This window comes from Glutamicibacter sp. MNS18, assembly GCF_026107515.2.
GTDB lineage: Bacteria > Actinomycetota > Actinomycetes > Actinomycetales > Micrococcaceae > Glutamicibacter.
In genome coordinates, this window is record NZ_JAPCHW010000003.1 from 209,600 (window position 1) to 232,981 (window position 23,382).

Here is a 23,382-nt window from a genome sequence, read left to right on the forward strand (position 1 = left end):
TGTCAACGCCTGAACGTGCTATAAACATTGGACTAAGCACAACGTGTCACGCCGGTGCAGAACCTCGCACTGGCGCATTGGTGGTTAAACGCCTCAACCGGGTGGAAGGAGTTGAGTATGGCATCGGCATCCAATCTCAACAATTCGAAACGACGCTCCATCTCACGGTTGGTGCGCTTCGCCGGCCGGGGTACCACCAATACCTCGCCGACCCTCGAGCCGCTGCTGCGCACCGTGAAGTCCAAGCACCCCAAGGCCGACCTGGACCTGCTTGAACGCGCCTACCAGGTGGCCGAAAAATACCATGAGGGGCAGAAGCGCAAGAGCGGGGACCCCTACATCACCCACCCGGTGGCCGTGGCCACCATCCTTGCCGAAATGGGGATGACCGGCTCGATCCTGGCCGCGGCGCTGCTGCATGACACGGTGGAGGACACCGACTATTCGCTGGAGCAGGTGACCAAGGACTTCTCCAAGGAAATCGCGATGCTGGTGGACGGGGTCACCAAGCTGGACAAGGTCCATTATGGGGACGCTGCCCCGGCCGAAACCGTGCGCAAGATGGTCATCGCCATGTCCCGTGATATCCGGGTGCTGCTGATCAAGCTTGCCGACCGGCTGCACAATGCGCGCACCTGGCGTTATGTGTCCCCGGAGTCCAGCGCACGCAAGGCCAAGGAAACCCTGGAGATCTTCGCCCCGTTGGCCCACCGGTTGGGCATGAACACCGTCAAATGGGAACTGGAGGACCTGTCCTTCGCCGCACTGCACCCCAAGGTGTACCAGGAAGTGGTGCGCATGGTGGGGGACCGCACCCCGGAACGGGAAAAGTACCTGGGCAAGGTGCGCCAGCTGCTGGATGGCGAATTGGCCGCCCAGGGCCTGAAGGCCGAGGTCTCGGGCCGTCCCAAGCACTACTATTCGATCTACCAGAAGATGATCGTGCGCGGCAAGGACTTCGACGATATCCACGACCTGATGGGTGTGCGGATCCTGGTCGACTCGGTCAAGGACTGTTACGGTGCACTGGGCGTGGTGCATACCGAATGGAACCCCCTGCCCGGGCGGTTCAAGGACTACATCGCCATGCCGAAGCTGAACCTCTACCAGTCGCTGCATACCACCGTGATGGGTCCGGGCGGCAAGCCGGTGGAGATCCAGATCCGCACCCACCAGATGCATGTGCGCGCCGAGTACGGTGTGGCCGCGCACTTCCAGTACAAGCACGGGGACCCGGACAACTCCTCGTTGTCCCCGGAGCAGAACATGGACTGGCTGCGCTCCCTGATGGAATGGCAGGCCGACACCGAGGACTCCGAGGAATTCCTGGACGGGCTGCGCTACTCGATCAGCTCCAATGAGGTGTATGTCTTCACCCCCAAGGGCGACATCATGTCCCTGCCGGCCGGCTCCACCCCGGTGGACTTCGCCTACTCGGTGCACACCGATGTCGGGCACCGCACCATCGGCAGCCGGGTGAACGGCAAACTGGTTCCGCTGCATACCGAATTGAAGCAGGGCGACGTGGTGGAGGTCTTCACCTCCAAGGCCGAAGGGGCCGGCCCCTCCCAGGATTGGCAGAATTTCGTCAAGTCCGCCCGCGCGAAGGCCAAGATCCGGCAGTTCTTCTCCAAGGAACGCCGCGAGGAGGCCATTGAAAAGGGCAAGGAGCTGCTGACCAAGGAACTGCGCCGCAACCAGCTGCCCTTGCAGAAGCTGATGACCCATGAGCTGCTGACCGCCGTGGCCACCGGCCTGCACCACCAGGACATCTCGGCGCTCTACCAGTCGGTCGGGGACGGGCACACCAGTGCCCAAAACGTCATCGAGCACCTGACGGCCCTGATCGGCCCGCCAGAGGCCGAACAGGTCGAGGAAGAGGTCACCGTCGCACCGACGGTGGTCAAGCCCACCACCGGCAACGACGCCGGGGTCGTGGTCGAGGGCGTGGGAGATGTGCTGGTCAAGCTGGCACGCTGCTGCTCGCCGGTTCCACCGGATGAGATCACCGGCTTCGTCACCCGCGGCTCCGGGGTGTCCATCCACCGTTCGGACTGCCTGAACCTGACCCAGCTCAACGAACAGTCCGATCGGATCGTGAAGGTGGCCTGGGCGGACAAGCACGCCGGCGTCTTCCGGGTGGAAATCATCGTCGAGGCGCTGGACCGCAAGTCCCTGCTTTCGGACGTGACGCGGATCCTGTCCGAGAACCACCTGAACATCCTCTCGGCCAGCGTGCAGACCACCCGCGAACGGGTGGCGATCTCGCGGTTCACCTTCGAAATGGGGGACCCGAAGTTCCTGACCCATGTGCTGAACCAGGTACGCCGCATCGACGGGGTCTACGACGTGTACCGCACCACGGCCAGCAGCCGCCGCTGATCAGGCGGCCTGCCGGTCCATCGACGCGACCAGGCGCAGTCCGCGTGCCACCGGGGAACTGGCGGGCAGCTGCCCCAACCGTGCGCCGATCATATCCAGGTTCAGGTAGGGATCGTTCATCCTCCCCACCCTGGCCAGGGCCTCCACCGCCAGGTGCAAGGGGTCCCGGCAGGCCATATCGCAGACGGTGCGCAGCATGTCGGTGAGCCGCACCTCCCCGCGCACCAGTGTCTCCTGCCCGTCCAGCGGCAGCGGGGTGAAATCGAAACTGATGCCGTGCCGTGGCGGCACCGGCCGCCGGTACCGGGCACTGGAGATATTCAGGGTCGTGCAGTGCCCGATCAGTCCGTGGATCCACGCCGCCGTGGCCCGGGTGAACACTTCCCCGCGCTGGTAGTGGCGCCCGGCCACATGCTGGGCGATCCTGGCCCGCACCGCAGGGGTGTACTCATGGGACAGGTCAAGATAATGCCCGGGCAGGGTTTCGCGCAGGTAGCCACGTGAACTCATGGCTCCCAACTCATTACGGGTGAAGGGCTGGCCGATGATGAAAAGATCCTGGGGAATACGCAACGCGGCGGTGCGCTGCTCGGTAGCTTTGTCCATGAAGCTACTGAAACAGATCGCACCGCCGCGTGGGGGTGAACTTCTCCGATTGTGGATTGGCCCCTATTCGAAGTCGGCTGCCGACTTCTCCAGGGTATTGAGCCACATCCTGCGGGCGTCCAGGGCTTCCTGGGCGGCCGCGATCTTCTTCTCGTTGCCCTTGGCCTTGGCCGCGGCCAAATCGTCCTCGAGCTGCGAAATGGTGTCCTGCAGCTGGGAGAGCATCGAGTTCGAGCGGGCCTTGGTCTCCGGGTTGGAACGCCGCCACTGCTCTTCCTCGGCGCTGCGTATCGCGTCCTCGACCTGGCGCAGGCCGGCCTCCACCCGCTGCAGGTCCGCGCGGGGCACCTTGCCGGCTTCCTCCCAGCGGCTGCGGATCGAATCCAGCGCCTTCTTCGCGGTGCTCAGGTCCTTGATCGGCAGCAGGGCGCGGGCCTCTTCCAGCAGCGCCTCCTTGACCACCAGGTTCTCCTGGTAGCTGGCATCGATCTTGGCGTTCTCCGCGGTGCGGGCCTGGAAGAACACATCCTGGGCCGCACGGAAGCGGCTCCACAACGCGTCGTCGTCCTTCCGCGAAGCACGGCGGGACTTCTTCCACTCATCCATCAGCTTCCGGTACTCGGCTGCGGTGCCGACCCAGTCGGTAGAGTGCTGCAGCGCCTCGGCGCGCTCGATCAGCGCCTCCTTGGCCGACTTGGCTTCGGCGTTAACCGCATCCAGCTGGGAGAAGTAGGCCCGGCGGTGGCGGTCGAAGGTGGTACGGGCGGCACGGAAACGCTTCCACAGTGAATCCTCGGTGGAGCGAGGCAGCCGCACGGAGGAACGCTGCGCTTCCTTCCACGCGTCGAACAGGCCGTTCATGGTCTGCGAGGCGGTCTTCCACTGGATCTGCTCCGGGTTCTTGGCCGCCATCTCCTCGGCCTGGGCCACGATCTGTTCGCGGACCTTGAGCTGTTCGGCACGGGCTGCCTCGGTGGCCCGACGCTGTTCGGCACCCAGGGCCTCCACGGCACTGCGCAGGGTCTCCAGCCGGGTTTCCAGGGCGGCGATATCGCCGACCATCGAGCGCTCGGCCACCACGGCGGCGATCGAGTCGATGGTCTTGTTCATGTCGCCGCTCGGGGCCTTGGCGGCCACCCGCTGCTCGAGCAACATCATCTGGGAAACCACGTCGTCATACTTGCGCACAAAGTAGGCCAGGGCCTCGTCCTCGGTGGCATCAGGGTACTGCCCGACCGGGTGTTCGGCGCCGTCGATGATGACGAAGACGTGTCCGTCCTCGGTCACCCGGGCGAATTGACGTGCCTGCTCCAAATCGGTGGAGTGGGCTGCCGGCGGGGCCACCGGGGCCTTGACTGCCGGTTTCACTGCGGGCTTTACGGCCTGCGGTGTCGGGGTTATCTGGTTGTCGTCGGATTTCTGACTGCTTGTCACCGCTGGAACTCTTTCGCTAACTGTGCACTTGCCTCTAGTAACTGTACCTGTGACGTCGCTTTCTTTGTAAGCCGCAGCGCACAGTATTCTGTTCTATTGCGCCCTACTATAGGAGATAGCGCAAACGAACTAAGGAGTTTCATGGCACGCAAGGCCTCATTGTCCGGTTTCCCCGAATGGCTTCCCGCCGAACGCGTGGTTGAGCAGCATGTGCTGGACACCCTGCGCCGGGTCTTTGAGTTGCATGGTTTTGCCAATATCGAAACCCGCGCGGTGGAGACCCGCGGACAACTGTTGCGCAAGGGCGAAATCGACAAGGAAGTGTACGGCCTGTCACGGCTGGCCGCCGAGGACGAGGACAAGAACGATCCCAACGCCCTGGCCCTGCACTTCGACCTGACCGTCCCCTTCGCCCGTTACGTGGTGGAGAACGCCGGTCATTTGGCTTTCCCCTTCCGCCGCTACCAGATGCAGAAGGTCTGGCGCGGAGAGCGTCCGCAGGATGGGCGCTTCCGCGAATTCACCCAGGCCGACATCGATGTGGTCGGGGATGGTTCGCTGCCGTTCAGCTACGACGTGGAACTGGCCCTGACCATTGCCGATGCCCTCTCCGCCCTGCCCATCGGGGACTTCCGGCTGCGGGTGAACAACCGCAAACTGGCCGAGGGATTCTACCGCGGGCTGGGCCTGGATGACCCGGATGCGGTGCTGCGCGCCATCGACAAGCTGGAGAAGATCGGGCCGCAGAAGGTCGCCGAGATCCTCACCACCGAGGTCGGTGCCACCGCCGAACAGGCCGAGAAGGCATTGGCCCTGGCCGGGATCTGCACTTCCGACGTGTCCTTCGTGGAGCAGGTGCGCGCCCTGGGCGTGGCCCATGAACTGCTGGACACCGGGCTGGACGAGCTCTCCCAGGTGATTTCCGCCGCATCCAAGCGCGCCCCGGGCAAGGTGGTCGCGGACCTGTCCATCGCCCGCGGCCTGGACTACTACACCGGCACCGTGTACGAAACCGTGCTGGTGGGCCACGAGTCGCTGGGATCGATCTGCTCCGGCGGACGCTACGAGTCGTTGGCTTCCAAGGGCAAGAAGACCTACCCCGGGGTGGGTCTGTCGATCGGTGTGACCCGCCTGGTCTCCCGGATCCTGGGCGAGGAGCTGGTCAGCGCGGCACGTTCGGTGCCCTCGGTGGTTTATGTGACCTTGGCCAACGAGGATGCCTGGCACGAGGCCCAGGATGTGGCCGCCGCGCTGCGTGAACGCGGGATCGCCTGTGAGGTGGCCTCCAGCGCGGAGAAGTTCGGCAAGCAGATCAAGTACGCCGATCGCCGCGGGATTCCGTTCGTCTGGTTCACCCACGCCGATGGTACCCACGAGGTCAAGGACATCCGTTCCGGTGAGCAGATCTCCGCCGATCCGGTGAACTGGAACCCACCGGCCGGGGACCTGGTGAATTCGGTGAACTAGCGAAGTGAACTAAACTCGCACCTAGAAACAAGGCTTTTCCACTCTTTTCCGACTGAAAGGACCGTAGTGCTACGCACTCACAAGCTGGGCGAACTAAGCGCCGAGCACATTGGACAGCAGGTCACCCTCACCGGTTGGGTCGCGCGACGACGCGACCACGGCGGTGTCGCCTTCCTGGATATGCGCGATGCCTCGGGCTTCGCCCAGATCGTGGTGCGCGACGAGGAGGACTTCCACCCGCTGCGCAACGAGTTCGTGCTGAAGGTGACCGGCAAGGTCGAACGCCGTCCGGAGGGCAACGAGAACCCCGCCATCCCCACCGGCGAGATCGAAGTGCTCGCCGACGAGGTCCAGGTGCTCAACGCCTCGGCCCCGCTGCCGTTCCAGATCGACGAGCATGTGGAAGTCGGCGAGGAGGCGCGCCTGCGCCACCGCTACCTGGATTTGCGCCGTCCGGCCCCGGCCAAGGCGCTGCGGCTGCGTTCCGAGGCCAACCGGATCGCCCGCAACCTGCTGCATGATCAGGGGTTCGTGGAAATCGAGACCCCGACGCTGACCCGCTCCACCCCGGAAGGCGCCCGCGACTTCGTGGTCCCGGCCCGGCTGAGCCCGGGCAGCTGGTACGCCCTGCCACAGTCCCCGCAGCTGTTCAAGCAGCTGCTGCAGGTCGGCGGTTTCGAGAAGTACTACCAGATCGCCCGCTGCTACCGTGACGAGGACTTCCGCGCGGACCGCCAGCCGGAGTTCACCCAACTGGATATCGAGGCCTCCTTCGTGGAGGAGGACGACATCATCGAGCTCGGCGAGGCCATCGTGAAGGAACTCTGGGCGTTGATCGATGTGCAGATCCCCACCCCGATCCGCCGCATGTCCTACGCCGAAGCAATGGCCAAGTACGGCAGCGACAAGCCGGACCTGCGTTTCGGGCTGGAACTGACCGAGATGACCGAGTACTTCGCCAACACCAGCTTCAAGGTGTTCCAGGCCGAGTACGTCGGCGCCGTGGTCATGCCCGGTGGTGCCGCCCAGCCGCGCCGCACCCTGGATGCCTGGCAGGAATTCGCCAAGCAGCGTGGGGCCCGGGGCCTGGCCTATGTGCTGATCAAGGAAGACGGGGAATTGGCCGGACCGGTGGCCAAGAACCTCTCCGATGCGGAGAAGGCCGGGCTGGCCGAGGCCACCGGCGCCACCGCCGGGGACTGCATCTTCTTCTCCGCCGGGGACAAGGCCGAATCCCGCGCACTGCTGGGTGCCGTGCGTGTGGAAATCGGCCACCGTACCGGACTGATCAAGGACGGGGACTGGGCCTTCGTCTGGATCGTGGACGCCCCGATGTTCGAGCCCGCCTCGGCAGCCGTCGCCTCCGGCGACGTGGCCGTCGGCGGTGGTGCCTGGACCGCCGTGCACCACGCGTTCACCAGCCCGAAGCCCGAATTCATGGACACCTTCGACACCGACCCGGGTTCGGCGCTGTCCTACGCCTACGACATCGTGTGCAATGGCAACGAAATCGGCGGCGGCTCGATCCGTATCCACAACCGCGAGGTCCAGGAGCGCGTCTTCAAGCTCATGGGAGTCACCGAGGAACAGGCGCAGACCCAGTTCGGCTTCCTGCTGGAGGGCTTCAAGTACGGTGCCCCGCCGCATGGCGGCATCGCCTTCGGCTGGGACCGGGTGCTGCAGCTGATGACCGGTTCGGAGTCCATCCGCGACGTCATCGCCTTCCCGAAGACCGGTGGCGGCTTCGATCCGCTCACCGCCGCACCGGCCCCGATTACCGTGCAGCAGCGCAAGGAAGCCGGGATCGACTTCAAGCCGGAGAAGAAAAAGGTCGAACAAACCGCCGACGCCCAGTAGGTCCGGCGACTTCACCCAGGGCCGGCGCGCACTCCCATACGGGGTTCCGCGCCGGCCCTGTGCCGTGTCCTGGACCCCGGCTACTGGCCCACCCGGATGCCGCGTCGTCCGCGAAGCACGCCCCAGATGATCAGGGCGACGGTGATCGCGGCGCTGACCAGCCCGAAGGCCAGGGAACCGAACTGGATGATCAGCGGGACGCTGAATGCGGTGAGCAGACCGCCACCCAGGATCGGCTCGTAGCTGAGCTGTTTGTAGCCGTAGGCGGTGGTCGCATTCGTCTGGTGGTGCGGATCGGCCATCTCCACCAGGATGAAGCCGGTGGCGACATTGCCCTGCGACTGGCCGAAATCCGCCAGCCCATGCTCGAACCAGTTCACCGCGTAGAAGCGCGGCGCCAGGTAGAGCAGTGCAACAACACTCCACAGGACCGCGATCAGCGTCAGGATCACCAACGCGGGGATATTGGCGCCCAACGCGGCCAGGGACATGGTGCCGATCGCGCTGGCCACCAGCACATCCAACGCGATGGCGGATATTCCGGTGACCGCACCGCGGTCGATACGTGCGTCGATGCCCATCCGGGTGGCGGTCAACTGCACGAGGAAACCGCCGATGACGGTGAACGGGAACAGCGGGAAATTCTCGAACACATCCACGCCCATCGAGCCGAAGATCCAGCGCAGCGTCTCCAGGATCAGGATGGCGATCGCGATGGCCAGCCCGATGAACATGAAAGCGGCCGTCACCTTCGACATGCCGGATGTGTCATCTCGGGGACCGGCTTGTCGTCCTGATCCGCCACACCGGCAATGGCCGTGATATGCAGGGCCTCCGCGTCACTGATCGGGTTCTGCCGTGCAATGGAAATGCCTTGGTGGCGAAGCGCGTATTTGACCAGCAGGGTGCCGCCGATGACGCCGGTGGCCATGGAGATCGTGGCCAGTCCGAGTCCCAGGTCGACAACCTCAGCGGCACCGGCTTCGGTGAGCAGCGGCCCCATGCCGGCGATCGTGCCGTGGCCGCCGGCGAAGGCCAGCTCGATGATCGACCCGGCCTTGTCGGTCAGCCCGAAAAACGGGGTCAGGATCCCCACCACCGCCAGTGCGCCCAAGGCGAATTGCCCGAAGGAGAGCACCGAACCCAGGATGAAATGCGGGGCGGACTGTCCCCAGATCTCCTTCAGGCTGGGCAGCGTCTTGCCCAGCATCACGGCGGCGAATACCACGTTGATCATCAGCCCCGGAAGCACCCGCCAGGTATCGAGCACCTGTTGCGGGATGAGTCCCTGGCCGCCGCCGAGTGCTCCGAGCACCTGTGGCCCGATCAGCAGGACCACGAACCCGGCGATCACCGATGAAGGGATGAACAGGGAGGCCAGCCCCGGTATGTAGGCCCGGGCGGCCCAGGCCAGTGCCAGGATCATGCCCAGAAAAATGAAAGCGATTCCCACCCATTGCGCGTCCGTGTAGTTCATCGGCCTACCTGCTCCATCCGCTGCGGTCCAGCACTGGCTTTCTGCCGATCCTACTCAGCGGTGGGGATATGACAAGGGGCGGGACAGGGGATGCGGCCGCTACCGGTGCCGCGGACATCCGCAAGGGGTGCCGTCGCGCGGCCCATCCACCCAAGCCACTTCCCTGTTCTAGAACATGAACTAGACTAGGTTGGGAATCAGACTAGTAAGGATGGTGGATGGATGATGCACGGCAGGAAGCAGGCCGACCCGGTGGAGCCGGTGCTGGAGCGGTACACGGATGCGGACCGCGCGTGGGCGCACGCCTTCCATGCGTCCCTGGTCTGGGCGGACCTGACCCCGGAGCAATGCGCTGCGGAACTGGAGCTGCAGCGACGCTCCATCCGTGACAGCGGGCAGAATCCGGAAGAACTACTGGGCGAGCCCTGGCCCTTCGGTACCCGGCGTGCCCAGGCTATCCGCAGCCCCGAACAGCGGGCCCTGCGTGAACTGCCGGTGGACAGCTCCAAGGCGCTGCTGCTGGGCGCCGGAATCGTGATCGGGTTGCTGCTGCTGGGTTTCGGGCTGTGGGTGGCTTTCCGTGATGGCTGGTTGGCCCACTCCTGGCAGGTCTGGCAATTGGCCTCGCTGATCGGCGGGGCCGGGGTTGCCCTGAGCGGCAACCTCGCCTGGTTCCTGCGACGCAACGGCCGGCTGCGGGCCGGCTGGCTGACCCTGGCCCTCGGCGTGACCGTGGCCCTGGGGAGTTGTGCGGTTTTGGCCATCACCCAGGGGGACAAGACCCTGGCATCCCCGAACCTGGTGGTACCCGTGCTCGGGGTGGTACTGGTGGTTGGCGCAGTGTTGCTGCCCTATCCCGACGCGGTGGCCGGCCGGTTATATCAAGCAACCGACCACCGAATCTGGTTCGACCAGTGCGCGGCGCTGTTGCGTGGACGCTATGGATTCACCCGCGCCGAGGCGGCCCGGGTGCTGGAGCCGGCACGGCAGCACTGGCGGGAGACGGTTGCCGGGCAGTCGGCCACCGGTCCGCTGGAGGAATTCGGCACCCCCACCGAGTACGCTATGTCGGTGGCGGCCAGTACCGAACGCCCCCTGGTGCGGCGCTGGATGCTGCGCCAGCTGTGCTACCTTTCGCTGGTGACACTCTGGGGTGTGTCCGGCATCCTCGCGCTGCTGAACGAGGGACCTAGCGCCGGGAATATCACCTTCGTGGCCGCCTGGGGTCTTTTCGCCGCCTGTGTGCTGTACGGGCTGCGTCCGGCCGACCGCCGGCACTACGTCACGCAACGGATCACGGCGCGCCGCAAGGACGCCGAGGCGGTGCTGGAGGCAAGGGATGACTAGCCAGGTGACCGCGTCCGGGCCGCTGATTCCCGCCGGCTGGCAACGCGCAATGCTCGGCTTCCTGCTGTTGGCCGAACTGGAGGATGCTCCCGCACATGGCTATGCGCTGGCCAGGAACCTGGAGGCCCGGGGGTTCAGCCCGGTCAAGGGGGCCAGCCTGTACCCGGCGCTGGGCAAGCTGGAAGCCGAGGGGCTGGTCAGCACCTCGTGGGAGGAGGGCCGGGGCGGGCCCGGACGCAAGGTCTACGAGATCTCGGCCAGCGGCCGGGTCGCGCTGGGGGACTACCGTGGCGCCCTGGCGAGGCTGGCCACACTCCTCTAGCCGGCGGCAGGGCGAAGCCCGCGGCTGGTGAAGTAGCCGACCTCGCCATCCTCGGCCTCCACCCCGTACACCCAGTGGCCGGAGGCGGTGGCCCGCACATCGATGATCGTGCCGGGTGAACGCGTGGTGAGCACGGCATCGCCGAGCCTGAAAGTGGAATCAGCCATAGACCGGATTCTATGCTCCGTCACAGGGCTGCGGATCGGCCGGAGTGATGATCCTGCGGGTGCGGATCTACGACCAATGGATGGGTGGGCCCGACCGGACCCCGGCCGCTCAGGGCAGGTCGTGCGAATCCACCAGAACAGTGAACGGCCCGGAGTTGGTCAAGGAGACCTCCATCATCGCCCCGAATCTCCCCGTGGCAACCTCGGCGCCCAGTTCACGCAGGTAGGCCACGAAGTATTCGTACAGCGGCTCGCTGTGCTCGGCGGGGGCCGCGGCGGTCCAGGTGGGGCGCCGGCCCTTGCGCACCGAACCGTAGAGGGTGAATTGGCTGATCACCAGCAGCGGGGCGGACACCGATTCGCAACTGGTTTCACCCTCCAGGATGCGCAGCCGGTACACCTTCTCGGCCACCTTCCGGGCGGTGGCCTGGTCATCCTCGTGGGTGATGCCCAACAGGACCACCAATCCGGGACGCTCCAGCGCCCCGACCACTTCGTTCTCGACTTCGACCTGGGCCCGGCTGGCCACCTGCAATACGGCGCGCATCTTGTCCTTTCTCTGGCTGTAGTCAGATTATCTCCCACCCCGGCCTGATCCGGTGTCCGTTCGTTGCCCGGCCCGGGGTGTCGGTAGGCTGGAGCGGTGACCGATTTGTTCGATGGACTGGCAGATGACGCAGGCAACGAGTCCGTAAGGCGCCCGCGCCCGCCCCTGGCGGTGCGCATGCGCCCACGCACCCTCGATGAGCTGGTGGGCCAGCAGCACCTGTTGGGTGCCGGCTCCCCGCTGCGCCAGCTGGCCGAATCCCCGGCCACCGGCCCGTCCGGGCCGGCCAGCGTGATCCTCTACGGCCCGCCGGGTATCGGCAAGACCACCATCGCCCACGTGATCGCCCGGGCCACGGACCGCAAGTTCGTGGAACTCTCGGCGATCACCGCCGGGGTCAAGGACGTGCGCCGGGTCATCGACCAGGCCAAGGACGACCGGGATTTGCGTGGGATCACCACGGTCCTGTTCCTGGATGAGATCCACCGCTTCAACAAGGCGCAACAGGATGCCCTGTTACCGGGGGTGGAGAACCGGGTCGTGGTGCTGGTGGCCGCGACCACCGAGAACCCCTCCTTCTCGGTGATCTCCCCGCTGCTTTCCCGCTCACTGCTGCTGACCCTGCGCCCGCTGGAGGAGCAGGACGTGGCCGACCTGCTCATCCGGGCGGTGGGTGATGAGCGGGGCTTCGGCAATGAGCTTGAACTGCCTGCCGAACAACGCGACACCATTGTGCGCCTGGCCCAGGGTGATGCCCGCCGCGCGTTGACGGTGCTGGAAGCCGCCGCAGCGGTGGCCTGGAACGCCGCCGGGGGCGCGGCCGACACCCCGGTGGTGATCAACGATGGGCATGTGCAGCTGGCCATGGACCAGGCGGTGGCCCGCTACGACCGCGACGGGGACCAGCACTACGACATCATCAGCGCCTTCATCAAGTCCATCCGCGGCTCCGATGTGGACGCCGCCCTGCACTACCTGGCCCGGATGCTGCATGCGGGGGAGGACCCGCGCTTCATCGCCCGCCGGCTGATGATCTCGGCCAGCGAGGATATCGGTATGGCCGATCCCACCGCGCTGCCGTTGGCGGTAGCCGCCGCCCAGTCGGTGGCGCTGACCGGGATGCCCGAGGCCCGGATCATGCTGGGACACGCCACCGTGCACCTGGCCACCGCACCGAAATCCAATGCCGCCTACAACGCGATGAACCAGGCGTTGGCCGATGTCCAGGAAGGCAAGGGCGCCAAGGTGCCCGACCACCTGCGTGATGCGCACTATCCCGGGGCGAAGGCCCTGGGGCACGGGGTGGGGTACATCTATTCCCACGACGCGCCGCATTCGATCGCCAGCCAGCAGTACGCCCCGGACGACCTGCTGGGTGTGGACTACTACCGGCCCACCGCCAACGGCGCGGAAAAGACCATCGGTTCGCGGTTGGCCACCCTGCGCCAGATCATCCGCCGCAAGCGATAGCGAGATTGGTTACACCGGTGCGTGCCGGTGCCGTCGGCTGGTGTAAACTTGATCCTTGGCTGGCAAGCCGCGCCCTGCGCGCGGTTGCAGTGATTACCGGGATGCGACGCCCCACCACTCTCCGTCCGGGAGGCCAGTTACCACCCGTCGCTTACGAAAGAGGACACATTATGGCTAACGCCCGTGCCCGCCGTACCGTGCGCCTGTCGCGCGCACTCGGCCTTGCCCTGACCCCTAAAGCTGAGAAGTACATGGAACGCCGTCCCTACGGCCCAGGTCAGCATGGTCGCGCCCGCAAGAAGCAGGACAGCGACTACGCAGTGCGTCTGCGCGAAAAGCAGCGTCTGCGCGCCCAGTACGGCATCCGTGAAGCACAGATGCTCAGCGCCTTCAAGGAAGCCAAGCGCCTCGGCGGCCAGACCGGTGACAACCTGTTGGCACTGCTCGAGTCCCGCCTGGATGCCCTGGTGCTCCGCGCCGGCTTCGCCCGCACCATCCAGCAGGCCCGCCAGCTGGTAGTGCACCGTCACATCCTGGTCAACGGCCAGCGTGTGGACCGTCCTTCCTTCAAGGTGAAGCCGGGTCAGATGATCCACGTTCACGAGAAGAGCGAGAAGATGGTTCCATTCCAGATGGCCGCAGCCGGCGAGCACGCACAGGTGCTGCCAGCTGTTCCGGGTTACCTGGACGTGAAGCTCGAATCCCTGCAGGCCACCTACCTGCGCGCTCCCGAGCGTGCCGAGATCCCGGTGACCTGCGAAGAGAACCTCGTGGTCGAGTACTACGCACGCTAAGCCACTACCTGGTGTGCCTGACCAATGGCCCGTAACCGTTCCGGTTGCGGGCCATTGGCCCTTAACTACCTGTTCAACCGTCCGGTTCGATAAGGTGGACTGGCACCACTGACCCAATTAGAAGAGGAAGCACATGTCGGGTTCGGATATTGCAGGGCTCATCGCCGCCGGCGTCTTCGCCATCCTGGTGGCCTTATTGGCTGTTCCCATCATCAAATTGGGAAGGGTCTTCGATGAGCTGCGCGACTCCATCAAGGACCTGTCCGACGGCACCACCCCGCTGATCGGCGAGGTGACCAACACCGTGGCCACCACCAACGACCAGCTCAAGAAGGTCGATACGATCACCTCCAACGTCTCGGATGCCACGGCCAACGCCTCGGCCCTGTCCGCCCTGGCCGCCGCCACGCTGGGTAAGCCTCTGATCAAGATTGCCGCATTCACCTCAGGGGTCAAGGCCGCAATGAACGCCAAACCACGCAGCAGCGGACGCCGCAGCCGCTAGGAGCGAAACCATGAAAAAGATCATCTGGGTGGCCATCGGCGTGGGCGTCGGCGTGCTGGCTGCCAAGAAATACCAGGAAATTTCCAGTGGGACGGCACTGAACCGTCAGGTCGGCAAGTACGCCGACCGGCTCTCCGACATCGCCGAGGCCTTCAGGGACGGCATGTCGCAGCGCGAAGAAGAATTACGCACCGCCCTGGGCGTGGACCAGGACACTATGAAGGGATCACCCTCAGCACGATGAAAACGCAGGAAATTGCCCGCCGCTGGGTCGACTTTTTCGTCTCCAAGGGCCACACCGCGGTTCCCAGCGCCTCGCTGGTCTCCACCGACCCGTCACTGTTGTTCACGGTGGCCGGCATGGTGCCCTTCATCCCGTACCTGACCGCGGTGGAGGAACCGCCGTACTCCCGCGCCACCAGTGTGCAGAAGTGCATCCGCACCGGCGACATCGAGGAAGTGGGCAAGACCGTACGCCACGGCACCTTCTTCCAGATGTGCGGCAACTTCTCCTTCGGGGACTACTTCAAGGAAGAAGCCATCACCTGGGCCTGGGAGCTGCTGACCACCGGCATCGAGGACGGCGGCTACGGCCTGGACCCCGAGCGCCTGTGGGTCACCGTCTACGAGGACGGCGAGGAGAAGGATGTCGAGGCCCGGCGCATCTGGGAAGAGAAGATCGGCATCCCGCGCGAACGCGTGGTGGGCACCGGCAAGGAAGACAACTACTGGAACACCGGACAGCCCGGCCCCGGTGGCCCCTGCTCGGAGATCTACTACGACCGTGGCCCGGAATACGGCCTGCCCGGCGGGCCGGCCGTGGACGAGACCCGTTTCATCGAGATCTGGAACCTGGTTTTCATGCAGTACCGGCTCTCGGCCGTGCGCTCCAAGACCGACTTCGATGTGGCCGGGGAACTGCCCAAACGCAATATCGACACCGGCCTGGGCCTGGAACGTCTGGCGATGATCCTGCAGGGCGTGGAGAACATGTACGAGACCGACCAGGTCCGTCCGGTGCTGGACCGCGCCGCACAACTGGCCGGGATCACCTACACCTCCACCGAGGACCCGGAAGATCCGAACCACGCCAACGACGTGCGCCTGCGCATGATCGCCGATCACATCCGCTCCTCGCTGATGCTGATTTCCGACGGGGTGACCCCGGGCAACGAGGGCCGCGGCTACGTGTTGCGCCGACTGATCCGCCGTGCGGTGCGGGCCATGCGCCTGATGGGCGTGGACACCGAGGTGCTGCCCGAACTGCTGCCGGTCTCCCGGGACGCCATGAAGGGCGTCTACCCGATCGTGGAGCAGGACTTCGAGCGCATCGCACGCATCGCCTACGCCGAGGAGCGCGCCTTCAGGCGCACCATCGCCTCGGGCACCACCCGGCTGGATGAGGCGTTGACCGACGCGAAGACCGCCGGGGCGAACCTCTCCGGTGATGACGCCTTCGCCCTACATGACACCTACGGGTTCCCGATCGACCTGACCCTGGAGATCGCCGCCGAAGCGGGCCTGTCCGTGGACGAGCACCGCTTCCGCGAGCTGATGAATGAACAGCGCACCCGCGCGCAGAAGGACGCCAAGGCCAAGAAGTCCGGGCATGCCGATGTGGCGGTCTACAACGAGCTGGCCGCCTCCGGTGCGGTGAACTTCACCGGCTACCAGGGGCTGGAAGGCGAGTCGAGGATCCGCGGCATCGTCCGCGACGGCCTGGTGGTGCCCTACGCCGAACAGGGCCAGGAAATCGACCTGGTGCTGGAGGAAACCCCGTTCTACGCAGAATCCGGCGGCCAGGCCGGGGATGTCGGGCTGATCACCGGTGACGGATTCGTGCTCGAGGTACTCGACACCCAGGCCCCGGTCAAGGGCCTGAATGTGCACAAGGTTCTGGTGCGCGAGGGCGAACTGCCCGCCGAGGCACTGGTGCGCACCCAGGTGGACGCGATCCGCCGGCACTCCGGGGAGCAGGCCCACTCGGCCACCCACCTGGTGCATGCCGCGCTGCGCCAGCTGCTGGGCAGTGAGGCCACCCAGGCCGGGTCCTTCAACAAGGCCGGCTACCTGCGCTTCGACTTCTCCTGGGCCGAGCAGCTTTCGGCCGGCGCACGCCAGGAGATCGAGGAGGTCGTGAACCTGGCGATCCTGGCCAACCACAATGTCATCACCGACGAGATGGCCCTGGCCGAGGCCAAGGCACGCGGCGCGATCGGCCTGTTCGGCGAGAAATACGGCAACCAGGTGCGTGTGGTGGAGATGAACGGGGACTGGTCACGCGAACTGTGTGGCGGCACCCACGTGCCCTCCACCGCCACCATCGGCCAGCTGACCCTGCTCTCCGAGGCTTCGGTGGGTTCGGGCAACCGCCGCGTCGAGGCCCTGGTGGGTATGGAGGCCTTCCGTCACGGGGCGGCCGAACGCGCCCTGGTCAACGAGCTGTCCACGATGTTCAAGGTGCCCTCCGCGCAGGTTTCCGAGCGTGTGAACGACACCGTTGCCAAGCTCAGGGCCGCGGAAAAGCAGATCGCCGAACTCAAGAGCGCGCAGCTGCTGGCCCAGGGCCAGGCGCTGCTGGAGTCGGTGCAGGACCTGGGCGGCGTGAAGCTGCTGGCCCACGATGCCGGAACCGTGGATTCGGCCGACGCGCTGCGCACCCTGGCCATGGACCTGCGCGGCAAACTGGGCAGCGACCCGGCCGTGGTAGTGCTCATCGGCGTGGCCAACGGCCGTCCGCTGGTGCTGGCCGCCACCAACGAGGCCGCCCGCGGCGCCGGTCACAAGGCCGGTGCGCTGGTGCGCACCGCCACCGGGGTGCTCGGCGGCGGCGGCGGGGGCAAGGACGACCTGGCCCAGGGCGGCGGCAAGGACGCCACCCTGGTTCCCGAGGCCCTGGCCGCGATCCGTTCGGCCGTGGCCAATGGCTAGCAACCTGCTTGGCGTCGACGTGGGTGCCGCCCGCGTCGGCGTCGCGGTCGCCCAGTCCGGCGGGGTGCTGGCCATGCCGGTGCAAACCCTGCGGCGGGATGCCAAAAAGAACTCTGATAGGCGCATACTGCTCAAGATGATTCTTGATCGGGATGTTACTGACGTGTACATTGGGGAGCCGAAGTCGCTATCAGGCAAAGACACCGAATCAACTAGGATGGCGCGGGATTACGCCATTGCCCTGGCCGAAGAGGCCCATGCGGCCGGGATCGAGGTCGGCATCTGGCTGATCGACGAACGATTGAGCACCGTCAGCGCCCACCGGGCATTGCACGAGGCCGGCCGGAAGAGCGAGAACCACCGTTCGGTGGTGGACCAGGTGGCCGCGGTCGAGATACTGCAGCAGGTACTGGAGATGCAACGCAACCAGGTGCGTGTCCAGGCCAGCCGGGTCGTCGTTCGATAACCCCGCGCCCGAGATCCCAGCAGGAAGGCCCCCATGCCAGACGCATCCCGGCGGGAAACCCAACGCCAGGCCCAACTTCAGCTGCATGAGCGGTTCCGTGCCCGCCAGGGCACACCCCTGGCGGTGCCCGGCACCCCGGAAATCATCTTCGAGGCACTGCCCGAAACCGCCGGCGATACCACGCTACCGGGGGAGCAGCCGACGGCAACCCCTGCCGGGCACAGCCGGCATCGGCGCCAACGCAGCAAACGGCGGCGCAACCTGGTGATGCTGGCCACCGTCCTGGTCTTCGTGCTGGTGGTTCTCGGCTCGGTCTTCACCGTGCGCGGCATCTACAAGACGCTGAACCCCGATGACTACACCGGTCCCGGCGGGCAGACCGTGGAATTGACCGTCGAGGAAGGCTGGGGGGTGACGATCATCTCCCGCCGGCTGGCCGAACTGGACGTGGTCGCCAGCGACAAGCTCTTTGTCAAGGCCATGGACGAGGTGCAGGCCGAGAACAAGGAGATCCATCCGGGCACCTATGTGCTGCCCCAGCAGATCCCGGCCTCCGAGGCGGTGCAGATCATGATCGACAACCGGCCGGACAAGGTCTTCTACGTGGGGTTGAGCCAGAACATGCGCCTGGGTGCCGCGCTGGAGGCCATCTCCGAGGGATCCGGACTGGATCTGGATGAACTGACGGAACTGGCCAACCAGCCCGAGACCTTCGGTCTGCCGGCCGAGGCGGCCAACCTCGAAGGCTACCTGTACCCGGCCGGCTACCGGTTCGCCGTGGATACCAGCGCCCGGGAGGTGCTGGCCCGCATGGTCCAGGCCACCGAGGAGGTGCTGGCCAAGCAGGGCATCAACGACCCGGCCGAAGGCTACCGGGTGCTGAAGATCGCCTCGATCCTGCAGGCCGAAGCCCAACCCAGGGACTACGCGATCGTGGCCGGGGCGTTGAACAACCGGCTGGCGACGGACAATGTGGAAACCCACGGGCTGTTGCAGGTGGATTCCACGGTGATCTACGGCCTGGACCGTTACACCCTGCAGTTCAGCGCGGCGGAGAAGGCCGATGCGGCCAACCCCTACAACACCTATGTGCATCCCGGCCTGCCCCCGGGCCCCATCGGGTCCCCGGCCGAAAGCGCCATTGCCGCCGCGGTGAATCCGCAGGACAACGGCTACTACTACTGGGTGACCGTGAACATCTCCACCGGGGAAACCAAGTTCGCGCGCAGCTATGACGAACACCGAATCAACCAGCAGGAATTCCGTGACTGGTGCCAAGCCAACCAAGGGGTATGCCAGTGAACAAGGCCGCCGTACTGGGCCAACCGATCGGCCACTCGAAGTCCCCGGTCCTGCACCGGGCCGCCTATGCGCTGCTCGGAGTGGCGATGGACTACCAGCGCATCGAGCTGGACCCCTCCGACGCGCCGGACTTCGCCGCGGGCCTGCGCACCGGCGGCTGGGCCGGTTGCTCGGTGACCATGCCGCTGAAGGACGTCTTCGTTGGGCAGATGGATACGCTCTCGCCCACCGTTGAGCGCATGGGGGCGCTGAATACCATCCTGGTCGGCGCCGACGGGGCGCTGCACGGGGAGAACACCGACATCTACGGCATCGTGCAGGCCTTCCGGGATGCCGGGGTGGAGCATAGCCCGGCCGCCACGATCCTGGGGGCCGGCAACACCGCCCTGGCCGCGGTGGAGGCACTGCACGTGATGGGCGTGCGGGAACTGGACCTGGTGGTGCGTGACGTGCGGCGCGCGCAACCCACCGTGGACTTCGCCCGGGCGCTGGGCCTGGCCGCCGTTGCGCGGCCGGTCGGGACGATCGAGACGGCCCCGGTGGTGGTTTCCACCCTGCCGCCGGGTGCCGCCGACGGCTGGATCGCCTCCCTGGGGTCGGGCAGCGGGGTATTGCTGGATGTGGCCTACGATCCGTGGCCCTCGGCCCTGGCCAAGGCCTGGGCCGGGCCGGTGGTGAACGGGCTGGCCATGCTGGTGCACCAGGCGGTGGAACAGGTCCGCCTGTTCACCGGCCTGGATTTTGATGAAAGAACCCGGCAGGATGTCACAAATGCCATGTTTAACGCCGTAGGGCTTCATCGAGGCCGGTAAATGGCCAAGGACATGGCAAAATGAACGTCATGTTGCGTTGGTTAACCGCGGGCGAATCGCACGGCCCGGCTCTTGTTGGAATTCTTGAAGGTCTACCTGCCGGTATCCCGGTGGACAGTGAGGTTGTACGCGACGCGTTGGCGCGCCGCCGCCTCGGTTATGGGCGCGGTGCGCGCATGAAGTTCGAAAAGGACCAGGTCTCCTTCCTGGGCGGGGTGCGCCACGGAAGCACCCAGGGCGGGCCGGTCGCCATCGAGATCGGCAATACCGAATGGCCCAAGTGGGAACGCGTGATGAACGCGGATCCGGTGGACGCCGAGGAACTGGCCACGATGGCGCGCAATGCGCCGCTGACCCGCCCGCGTCCGGGCCACGCCGATTTCACCGGCATGCAGAAGTACGGCTTCGATGATGCCCGTCCGGTGCTGGAAAGGGCCAGTGCCCGGGAGACCGCGGCCCGCGTGGCCCTGGGTTCGGTGGCCGCCGCATTCCTCGACGCCCTGGGCATTGAACTGGTGTCGCACACCACCGCCATCGGCACCGTTGCGGTCCCCGAGGGCACCGCGCTTCCCACCCGCAGCGATGTGCAACGGCTGGATGCCGACCCGCTGCGCTGTTTCGACTCCGAGACCTCCGACGCGATGGTCATGGAAGTCGACGATGCGCACAAGGCCGGGGAAACCCTCGGCGGCGTGGTCGAGGTGCTGGCCTACAACCTGCCCCCGGGCCTGGGATCCTATGTCCACTGGGACCGCCGGCTGGACGCCAGGCTGGCCGGGGCCCTGATGGGCATCCAGGCCATCAAGGGGGTCGAGGTCGGCGACGGGTTCGCCACCGCGGCGCGGCGCGGATCCGCAGCCCACGACGAGATCGAGCGTGCCGCCAACGGCGGCATCCAGCGCGCCTCGAACCGCGCCGGCGGTATCGAGGGCGGCATGTCCATCGGCGAGGTATTGCGGGTGCGGGCGGCCATGAAGCCGATCGCCACCGTGCCGAGGGCGTTGCGCACCATCGACACCGCCACCGGCGAGGACACCAAGGCCCACCACCAGCGCTCCGATGTCTGCGCGGTTCCCGCCGCAGGCGTGGTCGCCGAGGCCATGGTGGCCCTGGTGCTGGCCCAGGCCGTGCTGGAGAAATTCGGGGGCGACTCGGTCACCGAGGTCAAACGCAATATCGACAGCTACCTGGCGGCCATCCCCGAGAACCTGGGATCCACCGGGGTCTAGATGATTTACCTGATCGGGCCAATGGCCTGTGGCAAGTCCACGGTGGGCAAGTCACTGGCCAAGGCCCTGGATACGACGTTCCTGGATACCGACGAGGTCATCGTGATGAGCCACGGCTCGATCCCGCAGATCTTCGCCGAACACGGTGAGCGGCATTTCCGCGACCTCGAGGTGCAGACCCTGCGCGCCACCCAGGCCGGGGTGCTGGCCACCGGCGGGGGAGCGGTGCTGCGCGAGGAAAACCGGCAGGTGTTGCGCCGCGGTACCGTGATCTACCTGAAGATGGACGAGCAGACCGCGGCCCAACGCATTTCCCGCGGCCAGGGCCGGCCGCTGCTGGCCGGCAACGAGGACGTGCTGGTGCGCTGGCGTGAACTCTTCGCCCAGCGCAAGGACATCTACGAGCAGCTGGCGGACTTCACCGTGCAGGTCGATGACCGCCCGGTTGCCGAGCTTGTGAAAGTGATCAAGGACTTTGTGATTAGCGCCACGAGATAACGCGAAAGCCCCGGTGCGCGCGTACTCTGGAAAGATCAGCACCACAGGAGGATCTCTACGGATGCCTTTAGCACCCACCACACTTCAGGTGACCGGGGCCACCCCGGAAGCCAACTATCCGGTCCTGGTCGGCAACGGCCTACTGGGACGGCTGCCGGAGCTTCTTCCGGTCGATGTCAAGAAGATCCTGATCATCCACCCCAGGGCGCTTCGCAGCACCGGGGACCTGGTCAAGGAAGAACTTGATGCCAAGGGCTACGCGGCGATGACCGCGGAAATCCCCGACGCCGAGGAAGGCAAGCACATCCGGGTGGCCGCCTTCTGCTGGGAAGTATTGGGCAAGAACGACTTCACCCGCACCGATGCCATCATCTCGGTGGGCGGGGGCGCGGTCACCGATGTGGCAGGCTTTGTTGCCGCCACCTGGCTGCGCGGGGTCAGGGTCATCCACATTCCCACCTCGCTGCTGGGCATGGTCGACGCCGCCGTGGGTGGCAAGACCGGCATCAACACCGCCGAGGGCAAGAACCTGGTCGGTGCGTTCCATCCACCGGCCGCGGTGCTCGCGGACCTGGACGCGTTGGCGACCCTGCCCAAGAACGAACTGGTCACCGGCCTGGCCGAAGCGGTCAAGTGCGGTTTCATCGCCGATGAGCGGATCCTGGAACTGATCGAAGAGGACCCCGCCGACGCCATCGATCCGACCAGTGCCCGGCTGCGCGAAATCGTCGAGCGCACCATCGCGGTCAAGGTCGATGTGGTCTCACGGGATCTGAAGGAAGCCGGGGAACGCGAGTTCCTGAACTACGGCCACACCCTGGCCCATGCCATCGAACTGGTCGAACGCTATTCAATGCGCCACGGGGCCGCGGTCTCCATCGGATTGTGCTTCGCCGCCGAACTGGGCCGCTCGGTGGGCTACACCTCCGACGCGGTGGCCGACCGCCATGTGGCGATCCTGCAGTCCCTGGGGCTGCCTACCAGCTACCGCAACGACCGGTGGGCCGCCCTGCTCGACGGGATGAAGCGTGACAAGAAGGCGCGCGGTGACCAGCTGCGTTTCGTGGTGCTCGAGGATATCGGACGTCCGCGCATCTACGAGGTGCCCGACAACTCGCTGCTATTCGCCGCCTACCAGGAAATTGGGGAGTAAACATGAGTGAGACGAGACACAGTGCCGTGTCCTTCGAAGTCGCCTCCGTCAACCGCCAGGGAGCGGATACCACCATTGACGGGATCCTGATCGACCCGGAAACCATGCGCGCCTATGTGGCCGATGAGGCCGCCGCGCGGCGTTCCATGGAGGTGGGTTCGCCCACCGACCAGGTGGTGATCCACCTGGCCCGCGGAGAACTGTCGCAGGCCGGGGAAATGATCGCCGAGCAGCGTTTGCTGGATCCGATGAACGCTCACCTGCGGGTGCTGGATACCGAACTCACCCGGATGCAGGGTGACCTGCATCGCGCGATCAACCGCTTGCGCAAGTTGGCCGAGGAATTCGCCGGCACCCAATACGAGCCGCTGATGCAACAGCACCTGGGCATGGCGTTCTTCGAAACCGGCGATTACCGCGCGGCGATCACCCGTTTCTCGACGGCGCTGGAACTGCGCCAGGCCATCAACGCGCCGCGGCACCTGCTGGACGGTTCGCGGATCTGCCTGGAAATCGCCCAGGAACGGTTGCGCGCCACCGCCTAGTGCCATGCGCTAGACTGGGACATGGTTTTTTGACAAGGGCTGGCGGTAGCTGGCTGCATAAGAGGATTGAG

Annotated in this window: 23 protein-coding genes; 17 read left to right on the top strand and 6 right to left on the bottom strand. The window is 65.9% G+C overall.

All coding sequences use genetic code 11. The annotated features are described in order from the left end of the window. Nucleotides 1-117 precede the first annotated feature (117 nt). Complete coding sequence (locus OK351_RS04540; protein WP_265156220.1) at nt 118-2,382, top strand: RelA/SpoT family protein; 2,265 nt, start codon at nt 118-120, stop codon at nt 2,380-2,382. Here OK351_RS04540 and OK351_RS04545 read toward each other — a convergent pair whose 3' ends face one another. Continuing rightward, nucleotides 2,383-2,988 carry a hypothetical protein gene (locus OK351_RS04545; RefSeq protein ID WP_265156222.1) on the bottom strand — a complete coding sequence of 202 codons (606 nt, stop codon included), beginning with the start codon at nt 2,986-2,988 and terminating at the stop codon, nt 2,383-2,385. Between the two features lie 63 nt (nt 2,989-3,051). Next, nucleotides 3,052-4,422, bottom strand: a complete 1,371-nt coding sequence (locus OK351_RS04550; RefSeq protein ID WP_265156224.1) for a DUF349 domain-containing protein — start codon at nt 4,420-4,422, stop codon at nt 3,052-3,054. A 141-nt stretch (nt 4,423-4,563) separates the two neighbouring features. Here OK351_RS04550 and hisS point away from each other — a divergent pair, with 141 nt between their 5' ends. After that, a complete protein-coding gene (gene hisS, locus OK351_RS04555) occupies nt 4,564-5,889 on the top strand; it encodes a histidine--tRNA ligase (protein ID WP_265156226.1) in 1,326 nt (441 codons plus the stop codon). A gap of 66 nt (nt 5,890-5,955) precedes the next feature. Beyond that, nucleotides 5,956-7,746: an aspartate--tRNA ligase gene (gene aspS / locus OK351_RS04560; RefSeq protein WP_265156228.1), complete on the top strand. Its 1,791-nt coding sequence runs from the start codon at nt 5,956-5,958 to the stop codon at nt 7,744-7,746. 80 nt (nt 7,747-7,826) lie between these two features. On the opposite strand, the gene OK351_RS04565 is transcribed toward aspS, so the two are convergent. Both OK351_RS04565 and OK351_RS04570 read right to left on the bottom strand, forming a co-directional pair. After that, nucleotides 7,827-8,504 (bottom strand): sodium/glutamate symporter family protein, encoded by a 678-nt coding sequence (locus OK351_RS04565; protein WP_265156230.1) that lies wholly within the window; start codon nt 8,502-8,504, stop codon nt 7,827-7,829. Beyond that, complete coding sequence (locus tag OK351_RS04570; protein ID WP_265156232.1) at nt 8,492-9,223, bottom strand: sodium/glutamate symporter family protein; 732 nt, start codon at nt 9,221-9,223, stop codon at nt 8,492-8,494. Before OK351_RS04570 ends, OK351_RS04565 begins: the two co-directional genes overlap by 13 nt. Before the next feature lie 222 nt (nt 9,224-9,445). Here OK351_RS04570 and OK351_RS04575 point away from each other — a divergent pair, with 222 nt between their 5' ends. Together OK351_RS04575 and OK351_RS04580 are read left to right on the top strand one after the other, a co-directional pair. After that, complete coding sequence (locus OK351_RS04575) at nt 9,446-10,570, top strand: hypothetical protein (RefSeq protein WP_265156234.1); 1,125 nt, start codon at nt 9,446-9,448, stop codon at nt 10,568-10,570. Beyond that, on the top strand, nt 10,563-10,892 hold the full coding sequence (locus tag OK351_RS04580; protein ID WP_265156236.1) for a PadR family transcriptional regulator: 330 nt from the start codon (nt 10,563-10,565) through the stop codon (nt 10,890-10,892). The genes OK351_RS04575 and OK351_RS04580 overlap by 8 nt, the downstream gene beginning before the upstream one ends. Here the strand turns inward: OK351_RS04580 and OK351_RS04585 are convergent. Next, the gene (locus OK351_RS04585; protein ID WP_265156239.1) at nt 10,889-11,059 is read right to left on the bottom strand and encodes a hypothetical protein; all 171 of its coding nucleotides are present in this window, start codon (nt 11,057-11,059) and stop codon (nt 10,889-10,891) included. The genes OK351_RS04580 and OK351_RS04585 overlap by 4 nt on opposite strands. Before the next feature lie 109 nt (nt 11,060-11,168). After that, complete coding sequence (gene dtd / locus OK351_RS04590; protein ID WP_265156241.1) at nt 11,169-11,606, bottom strand: D-aminoacyl-tRNA deacylase; 438 nt, start codon at nt 11,604-11,606, stop codon at nt 11,169-11,171. Nucleotides 11,607-11,702: 96 nt separating this feature from the next. Here dtd and OK351_RS04595 point away from each other — a divergent pair, with 96 nt between their 5' ends. The 12 genes from OK351_RS04595 (at nt 11,703) to OK351_RS04650 (ending at nt 23,311) form a co-directional block, all read left to right on the top strand. Then, the gene (locus OK351_RS04595; RefSeq protein ID WP_265156243.1) at nt 11,703-13,076 is read left to right on the top strand and encodes a replication-associated recombination protein A; all 1,374 of its coding nucleotides are present in this window, start codon (nt 11,703-11,705) and stop codon (nt 13,074-13,076) included. A 167-nt stretch (nt 13,077-13,243) separates the two neighbouring features. Further along, nucleotides 13,244-13,870, top strand: coding sequence for a 30S ribosomal protein S4 (rpsD, locus tag OK351_RS04600; protein ID WP_265156713.1), 627 nt, complete (start codon nt 13,244-13,246; stop codon nt 13,868-13,870). 133 nt (nt 13,871-14,003) lie between these two features. Continuing rightward, entirely contained in the window at nt 14,004-14,375 is a 372-nt protein-coding gene (locus OK351_RS04605; RefSeq protein WP_265156245.1) for a DUF948 domain-containing protein, read from the top strand. A 10-nt stretch (nt 14,376-14,385) separates the two neighbouring features. After that, on the top strand, nt 14,386-14,619 hold the full coding sequence (locus tag OK351_RS04610) for a hypothetical protein (protein ID WP_265156247.1): 234 nt from the start codon (nt 14,386-14,388) through the stop codon (nt 14,617-14,619). Beyond that, nucleotides 14,616-17,306 carry an alanine--tRNA ligase gene (alaS, locus tag OK351_RS04615; RefSeq protein ID WP_265156249.1) on the top strand — a complete coding sequence of 897 codons (2,691 nt, stop codon included), beginning with the start codon at nt 14,616-14,618 and terminating at the stop codon, nt 17,304-17,306. Before OK351_RS04610 ends, alaS begins: the two co-directional genes overlap by 4 nt. Next, the gene (gene ruvX, locus OK351_RS04620; protein WP_265156251.1) at nt 17,299-17,772 is read left to right on the top strand and encodes a Holliday junction resolvase RuvX; all 474 of its coding nucleotides are present in this window, start codon (nt 17,299-17,301) and stop codon (nt 17,770-17,772) included. The genes alaS and ruvX overlap by 8 nt, the downstream gene beginning before the upstream one ends. Nucleotides 17,773-17,805: 33 nt before the next feature. Then, nucleotides 17,806-19,074 carry an endolytic transglycosylase MltG gene (gene mltG / locus OK351_RS04625; RefSeq protein ID WP_265156253.1) on the top strand — a complete coding sequence of 423 codons (1,269 nt, stop codon included), beginning with the start codon at nt 17,806-17,808 and terminating at the stop codon, nt 19,072-19,074. Further along, nucleotides 19,065-19,886 carry a shikimate dehydrogenase family protein gene (locus tag OK351_RS04630; RefSeq protein WP_265156255.1) on the top strand — a complete coding sequence of 274 codons (822 nt, stop codon included), beginning with the start codon at nt 19,065-19,067 and terminating at the stop codon, nt 19,884-19,886. Before mltG ends, OK351_RS04630 begins: the two co-directional genes overlap by 10 nt. 29 nt (nt 19,887-19,915) lie before the next feature. Continuing rightward, nucleotides 19,916-21,115 carry a chorismate synthase gene (gene aroC, locus OK351_RS04635; RefSeq protein WP_265156716.1) on the top strand — a complete coding sequence of 400 codons (1,200 nt, stop codon included), beginning with the start codon at nt 19,916-19,918 and terminating at the stop codon, nt 21,113-21,115. Next, entirely contained in the window at nt 21,116-21,613 is a 498-nt protein-coding gene (locus tag OK351_RS04640) for a shikimate kinase (protein WP_265156257.1), read from the top strand. Between the two features lie 61 nt (nt 21,614-21,674). Beyond that, nucleotides 21,675-22,766 (top strand): 3-dehydroquinate synthase, encoded by a 1,092-nt coding sequence (gene aroB / locus OK351_RS04645; RefSeq protein WP_265156259.1) that lies wholly within the window; start codon nt 21,675-21,677, stop codon nt 22,764-22,766. A 2-nt stretch (nt 22,767-22,768) separates the two neighbouring features. Continuing rightward, nucleotides 22,769-23,311: a tetratricopeptide repeat protein gene (locus OK351_RS04650; RefSeq protein WP_265156261.1), complete on the top strand. Its 543-nt coding sequence runs from the start codon at nt 22,769-22,771 to the stop codon at nt 23,309-23,311. Nucleotides 23,312-23,382: the final 71 nt, after the last annotated feature.

Bases quoted from the DNA above. Each gene is read 5' to 3' on its own strand.
- OK351_RS04540 (WP_265156220.1), top strand. From the start codon at position 118: ATGGCATCGGCATCCAATCTCAACAATTCGAAACGACGCTCCATCTCA.
- OK351_RS04565 (WP_265156230.1), bottom strand. From the start codon at position 8,504: ATGTCGAAGGTGACGGCCGCTTTCATGTTCATCGGGCTGGCCATCGCG.
- OK351_RS04575 (WP_265156234.1), top strand. From the start codon at position 9,446: ATGATGCACGGCAGGAAGCAGGCCGACCCGGTGGAGCCGGTGCTGGAG.
- OK351_RS04610 (WP_265156247.1), top strand. From the start codon at position 14,386: ATGAAAAAGATCATCTGGGTGGCCATCGGCGTGGGCGTCGGCGTGCTG.
- alaS (WP_265156249.1), top strand. From the start codon at position 14,616: ATGAAAACGCAGGAAATTGCCCGCCGCTGGGTCGACTTTTTCGTCTCC.
- OK351_RS04570 (WP_265156232.1), bottom strand. From the start codon at position 9,223: ATGAACTACACGGACGCGCAATGGGTGGGAATCGCTTTCATTTTTCTG.
- OK351_RS04585 (WP_265156239.1), bottom strand. From the start codon at position 11,059: ATGGCTGATTCCACTTTCAGGCTCGGCGATGCCGTGCTCACCACGCGT.
- OK351_RS04580 (WP_265156236.1), top strand. From the start codon at position 10,563: ATGACTAGCCAGGTGACCGCGTCCGGGCCGCTGATTCCCGCCGGCTGG.
- aroB (WP_265156259.1), top strand. From the start codon at position 21,675: ATGCCTTTAGCACCCACCACACTTCAGGTGACCGGGGCCACCCCGGAA.
- OK351_RS04545 (WP_265156222.1), bottom strand. From the start codon at position 2,988: ATGGACAAAGCTACCGAGCAGCGCACCGCCGCGTTGCGTATTCCCCAG.
- hisS (WP_265156226.1), top strand. From the start codon at position 4,564: ATGGCACGCAAGGCCTCATTGTCCGGTTTCCCCGAATGGCTTCCCGCC.
- aroC (WP_265156716.1), top strand. From the start codon at position 19,916: ATGTTGCGTTGGTTAACCGCGGGCGAATCGCACGGCCCGGCTCTTGTT.
- dtd (WP_265156241.1), bottom strand. From the start codon at position 11,606: ATGCGCGCCGTATTGCAGGTGGCCAGCCGGGCCCAGGTCGAAGTCGAG.
- OK351_RS04640 (WP_265156257.1), top strand. From the start codon at position 21,116: ATGATTTACCTGATCGGGCCAATGGCCTGTGGCAAGTCCACGGTGGGC.
- OK351_RS04630 (WP_265156255.1), top strand. From the start codon at position 19,065: ATGCCAGTGAACAAGGCCGCCGTACTGGGCCAACCGATCGGCCACTCG.
- OK351_RS04650 (WP_265156261.1), top strand. From the start codon at position 22,769: ATGAGTGAGACGAGACACAGTGCCGTGTCCTTCGAAGTCGCCTCCGTC.
- mltG (WP_265156253.1), top strand. From the start codon at position 17,806: ATGCCAGACGCATCCCGGCGGGAAACCCAACGCCAGGCCCAACTTCAG.
- OK351_RS04605 (WP_265156245.1), top strand. From the start codon at position 14,004: ATGTCGGGTTCGGATATTGCAGGGCTCATCGCCGCCGGCGTCTTCGCC.
- ruvX (WP_265156251.1), top strand. From the start codon at position 17,299: ATGGCTAGCAACCTGCTTGGCGTCGACGTGGGTGCCGCCCGCGTCGGC.